The organism is Pseudoalteromonas sp. T1lg75 (assembly GCF_002964705.1).
Lineage (GTDB): Bacteria > Pseudomonadota > Gammaproteobacteria > Enterobacterales > Alteromonadaceae > Pseudoalteromonas.
Genome location: NZ_PQCD01000062.1, coordinates 246,660 through 261,176, shown reverse-complemented (window position 1 = coordinate 261,176; position 14,517 = coordinate 246,660). Strand labels below are relative to the sequence as shown.

Genomic DNA, 14,517 nt, shown 5'->3' with positions numbered 1-14,517 from the left:
CAGAGAAGGGATTAGGAGAAAATCGGGAGAGAGGAAGACCGGGCAGGCCGGTCTTCCGGTTGAGGTTTAAACCCTAAAGCCATCCACGGATAAACGCAGCTCTTCGGCCAATTTGGCGACCTCAGAACTGGACTCCGACGTTTGATTAGCGCCTTGAGCGGTTTGTTCGGCGATGGCTACGATCTGTTCCAGTCGTTCGCTGATCTCTTGGGAGACCTGGTGCTGCTCCATGGCCGCCGAGGAGATTTGATCGCTGACATCATAGGCGGTGGCCACCGCATGGGTAATGCAATCAAGAGCGGCGCTGGCGTGCTCGCTTTGCTCTACGCAAGACTCGGCCTGCAGGCGGCCCTTGGACATGGCTTCAACCGCGGCTTGTGCGCCGCTTTGCAGCGATTCGATCATGGTTTGAATTTCTTGTGTCGATTCCTGTGTCTTGCTCGCCAGCGAGCGCACTTCGTCGGCCACCACGGCAAACCCGCGACCTTGCTCGCCGGCCCGCGCCGCTTCGATGGCGGCGTTCAGCGCCAGCAGGTTGGTTTGTTCAGCAATACCGCGGATCACATCAAGAATGCCGCCGATGGAGGCGCTGTCTTGATGCAGCTGGTTGATCACTTGCGAAGCGTTATCCACTTCACAGGCCAGTTGCTCTATGGTGAGCTTATTCTGGTTAGAAATGCCCTTCACGCGATTGGCTTCGGCGTCGGCATTTTTAATTTCACTCAGTGCCTGTTGGGCACTGTCGTTCACCGCTTGCGAGGTGCTGCTCATTTCTGTGGTGGCGGTGGCCGCTTGTTCAACCTGGGCACGCTGGGACTCAATGGCCTGGCTCGACTCGCTGGTAATGGTTGAGGTTTGCTCCGACGCCGCCGCTAATTGTGTCGAGCGAGAGATAATGCTTTGGATCAGCGAGCGCAGGCTGTCGATCAGCGTATTGCAACTTTGTGCCAGCTCGGCAAATTCGTCTTTGCCGCTGTCATCGAGGCGCTGGGTCATATCGCCGGAAGCGACGATATTAAGCACCCGGTTCACTTCGTCCAAGGGCTTAGTGATGCGGCTGACGGTGATAAAGGCAACGACGATGGCAATAAGGGTGGCAATAAGCATGCCTAGCCAGGTCCAGACGTTGGCCTTGGTTACATCGCTGCGTAACCCTTGTTGTTGTGTGGCCGCCAGCTCGTGAACCTGCTCAACCAGGGCCGCCAATGCGGCGATGGCCTTGCCGTTAGTGGTTTCCGAACCGTCGAGATTGGCCTTGGCTTGTGCCTGAGTCTGCAGCAAGGCCGCCTTGTTTTGCGCCAGAGAATTGTCGCCCTGTACCTGCTTACGGATGCTCGTCAGATAACCGTTCAAGTCATTGAATAGGCCTTCGTCCTTGGCGCTGACCTCCGCTGAGATCAGGGCCACAGAGCGCTCTAGCTCGGTCAGATAAAAGAGCTGATCATTTTTGACTATGTCCAGAGTTTGCAGGCTGTTGAGGGTTAATAGATCATTGCTGGTGGTGGTGATGGAGCCTAGGTGGTTTTCAATTTGTCGATTCGCTTCAAAGGCTCTGGGCGCCGATGCCTCCAAGCCGTCGAGGTCGGCAATGTCCAGGGTTACGGCAATGGCGTCTTCCACATTCAGATCTATGGTGTCGAACTGCTCGCGCAGTTGGCTGCTTAAGGTGAGGGCGCGTTCCTTTTGGCTAAAGAGTTGAGCCACCTGAGCTTCCGACTCACCGTAGATTTGCTTAACCTGCTTGGCGAGGGCGGCCAGTTTGGGCTGCTCGGTGACCACCTGTTGTAAGGTGTCCATGCTGGTGTGGAATTTCTGTTGTTGTTCCTGGTAGCTTTGCTTTAGTGCTCCAAGCTGGGTTAAATCTTCACTGTAAAAGGCACCCAGGGCGGCCTTGCTCATGAGCGCAAATTCAACCTGTAACTCGGAGCTTTTTTCCAGCGCCGGGAGCGAGAGCTGGTTGACACTTTGCGTCGATCTATCAATATTGGCTATACGAAACAGTGAGTTACCACCAATTGTTAGCAGTAACAAGGTGATGATAATAAAACCACCCCAGATACGTTGACTCACGGTAAGCTGCATACAAATTCCTAACTACATTGGACTAGATAACTTATCGGCGACTGGCACGAAAAGTTGAGGGTTTTATAGCGAAAATGTAACAATTTTTACCGTGGAGCGCAGTTTATTACGATGAAAGGTAGGCTGGTATCGATACTTTGTTTTTATTTTTCAAATTCATAGCCGTCATGCTGCCACCCCAGACACAACCGGTGTCCAAGGCATGGATATGGGCTATTCCGGTATGGCCTTCGAGCGCCGCCCAGTGACCAAAGACAATATCAAAGTCCTCACCACCGCGATTAGGGTGTTTAAACCAGGGAATAAGCGGGCTGGCTTGGTGTGGCGCGCCCTTGTCGCTCAGGTTCAGTGCCCCTTGTTGGTCAACGAAGCGCATGCGGGTAAAGGCATTGATGGTATAGATAAACTTATCTATTTCGTTTTTAGCCTCGGCCCACTGGCTCGGCGCATTTTGATACATGCGTTCAAAGTAGTAGGCTGCGTTTTCACCTTGGTAGCATTGTTCGGCAACACGGGCCTGTTGCAGCGCCTGGGTCAGCGACCATTGTGGTGACAGGCCGGCATGGCTTAACAGGATACGGCGTTTTTCCAGCCAGATGGCCAGGGGCTGGCGTTGTAAGAAGGCTAACAGCTGCTGACAATCCGGGGCCGCTAACAGGGTGGCGAGCTTATCCTTGGGATTGGCTGTTTTGCCCAGCGCCACGGTGGCGAGCAGATGCAGGTCGTGATTGCCCAGAGTAATGCTCACGGCGTGTTCCATGGCATGCAGGCGTCGCAAGCAGGCAAGGGAATCCGGGCCACGAGCAACGATGTCGCCAACGCAATAGAGATGATCTTTACTTGGATTGAAGTCGATGCGCTTTAGCAGCGCATCTAATTCTTGATAGCAACCCTGGATGTCGCCAAGTGCATACTGGGCCATGGGTTAGTGCAGAATATTCGGGCAACTAAGACGGAATACATCGATAGGCGCCTGGAATTCGTTGCCGAATTCGCTGCGCATCACATAATAGCCCTGCATGGTGCCCACCGGCGTGTCTAGTACGGCGCCGCTGGTATAACTGTAGCTCTCACCCGGGCCTATGGTTGGTTGCTCACCGACCACGCCTTCGCCTTCGACCTCCACTTCCTTGCCGTTGGCATCGGTGATCAGCCAGTAGCGACTAAGCAGCTTGGTGCTGCTCAGGCTGTGGTTTTTGATGGTGATGTTGTAGGCGAACACATATTTGTCATGTTCCGGCTCGGATTGACCTTCAACGTAGAAGGTCTCTACCATGACTTTAATGGCCGACTCTGAGTTACTGCTTGTTGTCATATAACCAATTCGCGATATCGATAAACTGCTGTAGCGTTAAACTTTCTGCGCGGATACTAGGGTCTATGCCCAATGCCTGTAACTGCTCTGCATCAAGCAGGTTCGCCAGGCTATTACGCAAGGTTTTACGACGCTGGTTAAAGGCTTCAAGGCACACGGTATTAAGCAACTTGGTGCTTTTTGCGGTGCGTTGCTCCGGCGCCTTAGGTACCAGGCGAACCACGGCCGAGTCCACTTTCGGTGCCGGTTTAAAGCAAGTTGGCGGCACTTCGATGACCGGAATAGCGTGGCAGTAATACTGGGTCATAACGCTAAGGCGACCAAAGGCTTTTGAGCCTGGGCTCGCAACCATGCGATTAACGACCTCTTTTTGCAGCATAAAGTGCATGTGCTCGACGTTGTCCACATACTCGAATAAGTGGAACAATAAAGGCGTCGAGACATTGTAGGGCAGGTTACCGAAGATCTTTAGCTTGCGCTCGTCGTTAAGCAGGCTAGAGAAGTCAAACTTCATCGCATCACCCTGATGCACGGTCAGTTTCGGTGCCATAAAGGGGTGATGGATCAAGCGCTCCGCAAGGTCTTTATCCAGCTCGACCACGTAGAGGTGGTCGGTCAGCTCGGTGACCGGCTCGGTAATGGCGCCTAAGCCTGGGCCGATTTCGACCAGGTTATCGCCCGGACGCGGGTCAATCGCGGTGACGATTTTGTCGATGACGGTTTCATCGTGGAGGAAGTTTTGCCCGAAGCGTTTTCTCGCTCGGTGTCCTAAGTGTACTTTATCTGTCATTGTCTCTGCGCTTTTTTGCTCGCCAGTTTGATCGCTTCGCTCAGGGCGACGCGGAAACTGCCGGCATCTGCTTGGCCGGTGGCCGCCAGATCTAGGGCTGTACCATGATCAACGGAGGTCCGAATAAAGGGAAGGCCAAGGGTGATATTTACTGAATTTCCAAAACCCTTATATTTTAACACAGGTAGCCCCTGATCGTGATACATAGCCAGTACCGCATCCGCTTCATCAAGATATTTATCTTGAAATAGGGTGTCGGCGGGCAGTGGGCCGATCAGGTGCATGCCCTGATTATTGAGGGCCTCAAGGGTGGGTGTCATCACCTCGATTTCTTCGCGCCCCAGGTGACCGCCTTCGCCGGCATGAGGATTTAAGCCACAGACTAAAATACGTGGCTGCTCAATGGCAAACTTGGTGCGCAAATCGTGATCTAGGATACCGATCACCTTGGCGAGGCGCTCGGGGGTAATGGCTTTAGCCACGTAGGCCAGCGGGATATGGGTGGTTACTAAGGCCACGCGCAGTCCTTCGGTGGCCAGCAGCATCACCACATCCGGGGTGTTGGATTGCTGAGCAAAATATTCGGTATGGCCGCTAAAGGAAATACCAGCTTTATTGATAATGCCCTTATGCACCGGCCCCGTGACCACGGCATCGAAGGTGCCGTCCATATTTTTTTCACAGGCGATGCGCAGGGTGTCGAGTACATACTCGCCATTTTGCTCATCTAACTGGCCGGGAATGGCTTCCACCGCCAGGTCTACCTGATGATAAAACAGGGTGCCGGCGGCGGTAGGCTGTGCCTGAGCTTGCTCGTCAAAAGGGATAAGTGTCAGCGGCAAGCCCAAGGTAGCGGCTCGCTGCTGCAGCAGTTGCGCATCGGCAATGGCAACCAATTGTGCGTCCCACGCTTGCTGCGCCAGAGCAATCAGCAAGTCCGGACCCACGCCAGCCGGTTCACCTGGGGTGATAGCGATACGCAACGTCATGGCCTTTATTCCTCTGCGAAAATATCAATGTGTGCTTGTTCGCGAATTTCCTGTTGGAAAGCAAAGCTTTCTTCGTTGAATTTGCGGTTATACAACAGCTGTTGCGCGCGGTTTTTCTTGGCCAGGTCGGTTTTATCGGCAACGCGCTTATCAAGCAGTTGCACTATGTGCCAACCATAATTAGAGCGAAACGGCTCACTGATCTCGTCTTTTTCCAATGCCATTAGCGTGTCGCGGAAGGTCGGCACATAGGTAGTTGGATCGGTCCAATCGTATTCACCGCCCTTAAGCGCCGAGCCCGGGTCTTCAGAATATTCCTTGGCGAGTTCGGCAAAGTCGGCTTCACCGGCACGCAGGTCTTTAACAAATTCTGCCAGCATTGAGCGGGCTTTTTCCTCGCTCAGGATAATCGATGGCTTCAACAGGATATGACGTGAGCGAACTTCGACGGTTTCAACAACCTGGCGACCGCGTACGTCTTGTACCTTGATGATATGGAAGCCGGCACCACTGCGCAGTGGACCAATGATTTCACCTTTTTTCTTACCCTTTACCGCTTCTGCGAATAATGAAGGCATTTCATTGGTGCTCATCCAGCCTAACTGACCACCCTCAAGGGCTTTTGAACCGCTTGATGAGGCGATGGCGATACGCTTAAATTCCTGGCCGTCATTGAGCATCTCAATAACCTTGGTGGCACGTTCCTGAGAGCTGGCAATGTCTTCGGCGCTGGCGCCGCTGGGAATGTCGATCAGGATGTGGCCGATGTCGTATTCTTCGGCGTTACCACCTTGCTGATCCATGATTTTCAGCAAGTTTTCAATTTCTTGCAGGCTGATATAAATACGGCGGTCAACGTTGGCGCGCAATACCTGCTGAGTGGTGATTTCTTTACGGATATCCTCACGGAACTGCTGGAAGCTCTCACCTGAGGCTTCGATAGAAGCGCGCATATCGGCAATGGTGCCGCCTTGATCGCGGGCCATGTTAGCCAGGGTTTGGTCAAGCTGACCGTCGGAAATTTCCATACCCATGCGCTCGCCCATCTGCAGCAGCAGGGTTTGGTCGATCAAACGCTCAATGGCCTGGACGCGCAGGGCTTCGTCGCTGGGTAGTTCCTGACCACTGGCCTTGGCCTGAGTTTTTACGCGGTTGATAATGGCGTCAACTTCACTTTGTAAAATGACCCCTTCATTGACTGTGCCCACCACCTGATCGATCAGTTGTGGCTTGGCGATAGCACCTTGGCTGAGGCCGAGGGCGAGAACACTGGTTGCTAAAAAACCGTCTAAAATTCATAGTTGTTATTGCTTTAATTAGTAAGGAAGTAGGGGCGACGGTAGCCAAAAATGCCTTCTTTAAGTATTTCTTGTGCATCATAACTGCTCTTGCCTCCGAGTCCCTTAAGGACAAATTTGATGCCGATCCCCGAGTCGAAGACCGCTTGCTCTTGGTTAATACTTTGATTCAAGTCTGTTTCGATTTGTCTGCGTCCGGTAATCTGTACCGCCCAGCAACACGACTCGTACTGTACCCCACTGTATACCTCGATGCTACGCCCGGATTCAATATCACGGTGGTAGCTGGCAACGAATTGCCAGTTGTCATCGATGGGCACACTGGTAAACATGCCGACTTGCTCAATTGTATTCCCTGAGACATCGTTTGCATAGCGATGGTTCAATTGCACCAACTCATTGTCGTCACCCTTATAGTCTAAGGTCAGATGCGATTGAATCATTTGACTGCCGTCAATGTCGTATTGAATTCCCCCGGACAGGTACCAACGGCGGTGCCAATGCCACATGGCTTCACTGGCAAACAGTGAGTCGTAGCTGGTTTCATCGGCAAAATCCTGAGCCGTGGGTTTGGCAGAATCCGACAAATAGAAGATTTGACCAGCGCTTAGGTTAAACACCTCTTCATTTTTATGATCGAATACCCGGGTGGTCGCACCTAAAGTGAGCTGGTTCGCCGCCGCGACGCGGTCGACGCCGGAAAAGCGACGGTCACGGAACAGGCCGAAAAAGTCGTCCTGCAGTTTGGTGGTGTCGAACAAGCCGATATTGTTTTGATCCTTGTTCGGGGTATACAGGTACTGGATTTGTGGTTCCAGGGTCTGGATCCCGTTATCGACAAACAAGCTGGTGTCTCGTTCGAAGTTCAACTGACTGTACAGGCGCACCTTAGGTAAGGTTCGATGCACGGTTTCTTCAAACTCGGTGCCCTCCAGCTCCCCTTGCTGATCATAGTAAGTATGCAAGAGGCTGAATTCAGACAAGAAAGACCAGGCATAACGCTCCTCGCTGAAACGCAGTTTAGGCTCGATATGCAAACGCGTCGCTTCGTCTATCACCCGGGTGCTGTTGCGGAAGTGACTGATCTCGCCATTGATGCTGGCGTCAAACCAACCCAATTGATAGGCCTGAGTCTGAGCAAAACCAATACGCGGTAAGGCGGTGTAGGACTCAAGGTGGTCGCCCAGTACTTCATAGTCCTGAATCTGGATGTCGGTACGCCAGCGCTCACCTAAATGAGTCAGAATGCCCGAACGTGCCAAATGGGTGTCTGTTTTGCTGGCGTAACTGGAGCCCAAGTCGGTGAGATAGTTATCGTCACTGACGTTGGTGATATCGACCCCGGCACGCCACTGGTCGTTAAAGTAGCTTTGCTGCTGCCAGTGGTACAGATAACGACTACCCAGCTCGCGCTCGGTCTTATCCGAGTCAAGGTATTCCAAGCCAAGTTGGCCCTGGCTGGTTTCGGTAAGATAACGGAAATCCGACTTCAGCTGCAGGCCCTTTTTCGACATATAACGGGGCGTTAGAGTGAGATCGTAATTCGGCGCCAGGTTAATGTAATAGGGGGTAATGGTTTCCACACCATAACGATTCGAGCTTGATAGCTGAGGCGCTAAAAAGCCTGTTTTACGCTGATCGTTGATGGGGAAGGTGAAATAGGGCAAATACAAGACCGGAGTATTGTAGATCTTTAGCGTTGCACCATAGGTTTCACCCCAGCCCTCTTGCTGCGACAAGATAATTTTATCGGCATTAATCGACCAGGTTTCATTATCCACCGGGCAGGTGGTAAAGCTGGCATTGCTTAGGGTGAGCGCCTCTTGCGACACCTGCAGTTGCTCGGCACCACCGCGGCCTTGTTGTTCTGTTAATTGGTAATCGGCGGCCAATAAGTTGATATTGGAGTCATCCAGGCTGGCATTTAAGCCACGGCTGGTAATAATGGCGGCGCCATCCCGATAGGTGAGTGGTCCCCGCGCATTAAGCAAACCCTGCTGTTTATCGATTAACGCCGAACGGGCATTCAGGGTCATGGTGGCGCTGCTGATGTCTACGTCGCCATCAAACTGGGCGCTGGCCTGACCGATTAATTCGACATCGTCGGCAACGATTTCAATCACCCCTAAGGGTAAATCGGGAGCCTGCCACGGGGCAGGGCGAGCCACAGCAAGACAATGGGGGATATGGCCAGAAGCCGGCGCTGTGAACGTTTTTCCTTCGGGAGCAGGTACCTTGGCATCCGCCGCTTGTTCAAGAGCTGCAAGTGCGACGCTGGCTTGGGTTCCATATAGGGCTATAGCTATCATGCCCCATAATTTATTCATTGACTCACCTTAGCTTAGTTGCCAAAAGTATTAGGTCCGTTGACCTTTATTGTTTTTTCTGTGTTTGGGCTGAATATAAAGTAAACCACAAAGATAAACAGACCCTAGAAATAAGCATGACATAATAAAGCAATTTTTGGCTAATTACATCCGCCAAGTACCGACAAATACGTCATTTTTATGGCCTATATCCACCTTAATAGATACGCGCTTGTGCTTGTTAGTTCGATGATTTTTAGTCAATATGTGAGAGCATATTCAAATAACAAGGGTTAGCGCTAATGTGGGGTAAGGTGCTCGGTGCCTGTTTTGGCTTTATGTTTGGCCGTTTTTTTGGTTTGTTCCTGGGTCTGTTTATTGGCCACCTGTTTGATAAAAGTCTGAAACAGGATTTTGATAATGCCGGTGGATTTCGTGGTTTCTTTAATAACGACGATGTGTCCGAGCGCCAGGCGTTGTTCTTTTCCAGCTGTTTCGCGGTGATGGGGCATATAGCCAAGTCTAATGGCCGTGTAAACGAGCTGCATATTCGCGCCGCCACCGCCTTTATGGAAGAAATGGGCCTGACCGGTGAGGACAAGCGCGAAGCGCAATTGGCGTTTAACGCCGGTAAAGCCGAAGACTTTTCCATGAATGCAACCTTGCGAGAGTTTCGCGAGCATTTTGCCGGGCGCTTCGATCTTATCCAATTATTTTTAGAAATTCAGATCCAAATGGCGTTCAGCGATGGTCACCTGACGGCCCATGAAAAAACGTTACTCGAGCAGGTGGCTAAGGGACTCGGTGTCAGTAAAACTCACTTTAGCTTTATTCTCAAACGCTATCAGGCCGAATTCGCGTTTCGCCAGCAACAACAGAGGTTTCATCAACAACACCAGCAGCGCGCGCCCAGTGGTGCAAGTAGTGGCATGAGCCGCGCTCAGGCGCTTCATATCTTGGGCTTGGAAGAAGGCGCCGATCCCTCCACGGTCAAAAAGGCCTATCGCAAGCTGATGGCCCAGCACCACCCGGATAAGCTGGTTTCTCAAGGTCTGCCCGAGCATATGATGCGTCTGGCACAAAAGAAGAGCCAGGATATTCAGGCCGCTTACGAGTACCTAAAAAAGGCGGCGTAGAAAGCCGTCTATTTCCTTGCTTAGGCGTTGTGTCTGTTGCTCATCAATCAGAGGGGCAGAGAACCAGATCTGACGATAATCCCATTTATGATTTTTGTGCGTCCATTGCCGGCGCTGCGTTCTTTGTGCCAAGGCCCATGGATGTAGCCCCGGGTGATAGACATCCAACACCGCTGGCGCCATCACCGATAAGTTAGCGCTAATATGCTGGTGGCGTTCGGAGACACTCAGATAAGCGCCCACACTGATAAAGGCTTGCAGTTGTATATCCGGATAGCCGCTCAGGTATTCACTTATCAGGCCGGCACTTTGCCCCGCGGCGATAAGACTGATGGGGCGATTGTCAGCTTGGGCTCGGGTCAAGGTGGCTTCAAGGCGGGCTTCGAGTTGACGCCGATGATTATCGAGCGTGTGTTCCGTCATGGCCGGCTGATAGGGGGGAGTATAGGTAGAGACTTGCCCGGAGGCTGGCAAAGAGCCCTGTTTATCGGCTTGGCTTGGCGTTGCCGAGCCGGACTCCCGATTTGCGTTGTCGGCTACATCAAGTGGCTCGCCTAGTGGTTGCCCTAAGTCGGCGTTGACTACTAAAAAGCTGCTGTAGCCCTGCTTGCTGAGTAACCGGCGTAAGTGAGCAAAGCCCTGGCGATTACCATAGGGGTCGTGTTGGGCGGGGACTAAGATCACCGTACCGCGATGCTCGGCGGCCATGGCTGGACGGTGCAGTATCTGCATCTCTTCACCCTGAGCCAAAAGCGTCAGCGTTTGCTCCTCGCCGGCCGGCTCATTCGCAAAAAGTGGCGTCGCCATCAGCAGGCATAATATCGATAAGCGCCCTAGCATATTTAAATCCCCACACAATCCATACGGCCGTTATCGGCCAAACGAGGAAATAGTTTAGGGAGTTCCTTAAAACGGGCAGGGCGCGGTAAAGGTCATGCTTTCACCGCTACTGGGGTGATTCAGGGTCAGCCAGTGGGCATGCAATTGCAAACGCGGTGCGCGGGCCTTGGCTTCGGGATAGGCGTAGAGGCGATCGCCCAAGATCACATGGCCAAGGGACAGCATATGCACCCTTAGCTGGTGGCTGCGACCGGTAATGGGAGTGAGGCGCACCCGGGTATTATTCTCGCCATGTTCGAGCACCTCATAATGGGTTAGCGATGGCTTGCCCTTTTCCATATCCACCATTTGCTTGGGGCGATTAGGCCAGTCGCAGATAAGCGGCAGGTCCACCGAGCCCGTCGTTTCCTTTAGGTGACCATCGACGATGGCGATGTATTCCTTAGCGGTTTGTCTGTCCTGAAACTGCATGCTGAGGTTGCGGTGCGCTTCTTTGTTCAGTGCCAGACATATCACGCCGGAGGTGGCCATATCCAATCTATGGACGATTTTAGCGGTTGGAAAGACAATATTGGCGCGACGAATTAGGCTGTCGGCATGTTTAGGGTCTTTTCCCGGTACCGTGAGCAGACCACTGGGCTTATCGAGGATCAGCAGGTCGTCATCCTGATAGATGATCTGCAGATAGGGAAAACGTGGGGGATTGTAGTTTAAAAGCATGGCCGACCTCTAGCTAGGGTCAACAGACCCTGGGCCGGCCATTTTAATGAAATGCCTAGTGGCTGACAACGATTAAGCGAATGGCGTCGAGTTTTACCTTGGCTTTATCTATGTAGTCGTCCATCTCGGCGCGACTGCGCTGAAAATGTTTCAGCTCTTCATCGCGAATATTCGGGTTGATCTCCTTAAGGCTGGTCAGGCGCTCCAATTCGCTATCAACGGCTTGGTGCATGGCGGTTTTGGCCCCAGTACGCAAGTGCTCCATCTGTGTTTGCGCCAGGGTGTTGCCTTGCTCAATAAGGGGGTGAATAGCACTTTGCAGGGCATTCACCAGCTTAGAGGCGGTTTGTCTGCCCACCGCATTCAGCTGTTGGTTAAAGGCGTCAAATGCGACATTTTCCGCCAGGTTATTGCCGCCCTTATCGAGCAGCACGCGCACCGGCGTTGGCGGCAGATAGCGCCCCAGTTGCAGTGATTTTGGTGCCATCGCCTCGGCAATATAGATCAGCTCGACAAAATAGGTGCCCGCCGGCAGCTTCTTGTTTTTCAACAAGGCGACCGAGGCGGTACCGAAATCGTCGTCACAGATCATTTCCATCGCCCCTTCGACCATGGGGTGATCCCAGCTGATAAAGTGCAAATCTTCCTGTGCCAAGGCGGTATCCCGGTCAAAGGTGATACTCATGCCTTCATCTTTTAAGCCCGGGAAGTTAGCGCCGAGCATGTGCTCGGTGGGTTTAAGTACAATGCTGTTCTCGCCCTTGTCTTCTTGGTTTACACCCCAGGTATCAAACAGGTTGATCATGTAGGTTGGCAGTTCAAAGCTGTTATCGACTACCTTGATATCTTCCACCAGGTGTTCCGATTTACCTTGGCCGCTGGAATGCAGCTCCAACAGGCGATCGCGACCGGACTCCATTTGTGCCTTCAGCTCTTCATAACGCGCACCGACGCGCTCAACCAGCTCAGCCAATTCCTCGTCCTGATAGCCATTGTGAGCGAGCAACTGCAGCAGCTCATCGCCAAACTCCTGGTTAAGCATATGGCCCGTGGTTGAGGTGTGCTCGAAGGCATTCAGGCCCTCGTGATACCAGCGCAGCAAGGTATGCTGGGCGCTGTGCTCAAAGTAAGGCACATGAATTTTAATGTCCTGGGTTTGGCCGATGCGGTCAAGGCGACCGATGCGTTGTTCCAGCAAGTCCGGGTTCAATGGCAAATCGAACAGCGCCACATGGTGGGCAAACTGGAAGTTGCGTCCCTCTGAGCCGATTTCCGAACAGATCAGCACCTGGGCGCTGTCTTCGATATCGGCAAAGAAGGCGGCGGCGCGGTCGCGCTCAATAATACTCATGCCCTCATGGAAAACCGCCGCTTTAATGCCTTCACGCTCGCGCAGCGCCTGCTCCAGGCTCAGTGCGGTTTCGGCCTTGGCACAGATCACCAGCATTTTCTCGGGCTTATTGCTGTTAAGAGTGTCGATTAGCCACTGCACGCGCGGGTCAAACTGAGTCCAGCTGGCATCGGCGCCTTCGAATTCCTGGAAAATCTTCTCCGGGAACAAGGCACGAATGGCGCTGAGCTCGATGGGGCCGTTGTTGCCCAGGCTGCCCATTACATTCATGGCGGTCTTGTATTGGCTCGGCATAGCCATGGGGTAGCTGTGCAGAATGCGCTTTGGGTAGCCGCTGATGCCGCTGCGGCTGTTACGGAATAAGATGCGCCCGGTGCCGTGTCTGTCCAGCAATTGCTCGAGTATCTGCTCCTTGGCCTGGGCATCGCCCTGGTTAAATTGCGCCAAGAGCTTTTCGCCCTGTCCACCAAGGAGGTTAGTTAGTACCCGCTCTTGCTCTGCATTAAGCGTTTGCTCTTGTAAAATGCTGTTGGCGGCATCGGCTATGTCCTTGTAATGACGTTCCTGGTCAACGAAGGCGTCATAATCATAGAAACGATCCGGGTCGAGTAATTTCAAACGGGCAAAATGACTTTGGTGACCTAACTGATCCGGGGTGGCGGTCAGCAGGATCAGGCCGGCAATGTCCTGACTAAGCTCTTCAATGCGCAGGTATTCGGTGCTTGGCTTATCCACCGACCAGCTTAAATGGTGCGCTTCGTCAACCACAAGCAGATCCCAGTCGGCCATGGTCGCCTGTTCGAACCAGCGCTTTTTCTTGGTTAAAAATTCCAGGCTGGTCAGCACCAGTTGTTCGGTTTCAAACACATTGGCGCTGTCGGCAAACGCCTCGGCGCAGCGTTCTTCGTCGAAAATGGCAAATTTCAGGTTGAAGCGGCGCAGCATTTCCACCAACCATTGGTGTTGCAGGTTTTCCGGCACCACTACCAAGACCCGGGCGGCACGACCGGTCAGCAACTGCTGATGTAAGATCATCCCCGCTTCAATGGTTTTACCCAGGCCTACCTCGTCACTCAGTAAAACCCGTGGTGCGAAGCGCTGGCCGACTTCGCGGGCGATATGTAACTGGTGCTCAATCAGGCTGGCACGTTGACCGATCAGGCCCTTTAGCGGCGACTGGTCGCGGTGGAACCTATGCTGCCAGGTGTTATAACGCAGGGTATAGCGGTCAAAACGGTCAATTTGGCCGGCAAAAAGGCGGTCTTGCGGCTTATTGAACTTAATAAAGTGGTCAAGAAAGGTTTCCTTAAGCTCGGTCGGCTCTTCGTTATCAACGCGGGTACCCTTATAGGTATACAGGCCATCTTGCTCTATCACCTCGCTAACGGTGAGCTCCCACTCGTCGGCACTGCGGATCACATCGCCTGGATTAAATAGCACTCGGGTAACCGGCGCTTCGGCCAGGGAATAAACTCGGCTTTCGCCGCTGGCGGGGAATAAGATGTTAACTTGGCGTCCTTCCAATGCAACTACGGTACCTAATCCTAAATCCGACTCGGTATCACTGATCCAACGTTGACCTAAGGAAAAATTCATTTCGTGTTCAATCTCGACTTTGGGTTATCTAGGCTTGGGCCGCGGCGGCCCTAGCAAAAAAAGGCGGCTATATTAGCGTGCAACTTGGTGATTA

At 52.8% G+C, this 14,517-nt stretch carries 11 protein-coding genes; 1 reads left to right on the top strand and 10 read right to left on the bottom strand.

The window, feature by feature from the left end; translation table 11 throughout:
* Positions 1 to 66 precede the first annotated feature (66 nt).
* The 7 genes from C2M36_RS16255 to lptD form a co-directional block, all read right to left on the bottom strand.
* The gene (locus tag C2M36_RS16255) at positions 67 to 2,082 is read right to left on the bottom strand and encodes a methyl-accepting chemotaxis protein (RefSeq protein ID WP_105255795.1); all 2,016 of its coding nucleotides are present in this window, start codon (positions 2,080 to 2,082) and stop codon (positions 67 to 69) included.
* A gap of 106 nt (positions 2,083 to 2,188) precedes the next feature.
* Positions 2,189 to 3,004 (bottom strand): symmetrical bis(5'-nucleosyl)-tetraphosphatase, encoded by an 816-nt coding sequence (locus C2M36_RS16250; RefSeq protein ID WP_105255794.1) that lies wholly within the window; start codon positions 3,002 to 3,004, stop codon positions 2,189 to 2,191.
* A gap of 3 nt (positions 3,005 to 3,007) precedes the next feature.
* Positions 3,008 to 3,397, bottom strand: coding sequence for a Co2+/Mg2+ efflux protein ApaG (apaG, locus tag C2M36_RS16245; RefSeq protein WP_105255793.1), 390 nt, complete (start codon positions 3,395 to 3,397; stop codon positions 3,008 to 3,010).
* Positions 3,381 to 4,187: a 16S rRNA (adenine(1518)-N(6)/adenine(1519)-N(6))-dimethyltransferase RsmA gene (gene rsmA / locus C2M36_RS16240; RefSeq protein ID WP_105255792.1), complete on the bottom strand. Its 807-nt coding sequence runs from the start codon at positions 4,185 to 4,187 to the stop codon at positions 3,381 to 3,383. Before rsmA ends, apaG begins: the two co-directional genes overlap by 17 nt.
* Positions 4,184 to 5,176 carry a 4-hydroxythreonine-4-phosphate dehydrogenase PdxA gene (pdxA, locus tag C2M36_RS16235; protein ID WP_105255791.1) on the bottom strand — a complete coding sequence of 331 codons (993 nt, stop codon included), beginning with the start codon at positions 5,174 to 5,176 and terminating at the stop codon, positions 4,184 to 4,186. The genes rsmA and pdxA overlap by 4 nt, the downstream gene beginning before the upstream one ends.
* A 5-nt stretch (positions 5,177 to 5,181) precedes the next feature.
* The gene (surA, locus tag C2M36_RS16230) at positions 5,182 to 6,471 is read right to left on the bottom strand and encodes a peptidylprolyl isomerase SurA (RefSeq protein WP_105255790.1); all 1,290 of its coding nucleotides are present in this window, start codon (positions 6,469 to 6,471) and stop codon (positions 5,182 to 5,184) included.
* A 17-nt stretch (positions 6,472 to 6,488) separates the two neighbouring features.
* On the bottom strand, positions 6,489 to 8,801 hold the full coding sequence (gene lptD / locus C2M36_RS16225) for an LPS assembly protein LptD (protein WP_234399194.1): 2,313 nt from the start codon (positions 8,799 to 8,801) through the stop codon (positions 6,489 to 6,491).
* Positions 8,802 to 9,082: 281 nt separating this feature from the next.
* On the opposite strand from lptD, the gene djlA reads away from it, so the two are divergent.
* Positions 9,083 to 9,916 carry a co-chaperone DjlA gene (djlA, locus tag C2M36_RS16220; protein WP_105255789.1) on the top strand — a complete coding sequence of 278 codons (834 nt, stop codon included), beginning with the start codon at positions 9,083 to 9,085 and terminating at the stop codon, positions 9,914 to 9,916.
* Here djlA and C2M36_RS16215 read toward each other — a convergent pair.
* The 3 genes from C2M36_RS16215 to rapA all read right to left on the bottom strand — a co-directional run bounded on the left by C2M36_RS16215 (position 9,899) and on the right by rapA (position 14,423).
* Positions 9,899 to 10,756, bottom strand: a complete 858-nt coding sequence (locus C2M36_RS16215; RefSeq protein WP_105255788.1) for a DUF3530 family protein — start codon at positions 10,754 to 10,756, stop codon at positions 9,899 to 9,901. The genes djlA and C2M36_RS16215 overlap by 18 nt on opposite strands.
* 66 nt (positions 10,757 to 10,822) lie before the next feature.
* Entirely contained in the window at positions 10,823 to 11,476 is a 654-nt protein-coding gene (gene rluA, locus C2M36_RS16210) for a bifunctional tRNA pseudouridine(32) synthase/23S rRNA pseudouridine(746) synthase RluA (RefSeq protein WP_105255787.1), read from the bottom strand.
* A 55-nt stretch (positions 11,477 to 11,531) separates the two neighbouring features.
* A complete protein-coding gene (gene rapA, locus C2M36_RS16205) occupies positions 11,532 to 14,423 on the bottom strand; it encodes an RNA polymerase-associated protein RapA (RefSeq protein WP_105255786.1) in 2,892 nt (963 codons plus the stop codon).
* Positions 14,424 to 14,517 lie beyond the last annotated feature (94 nt).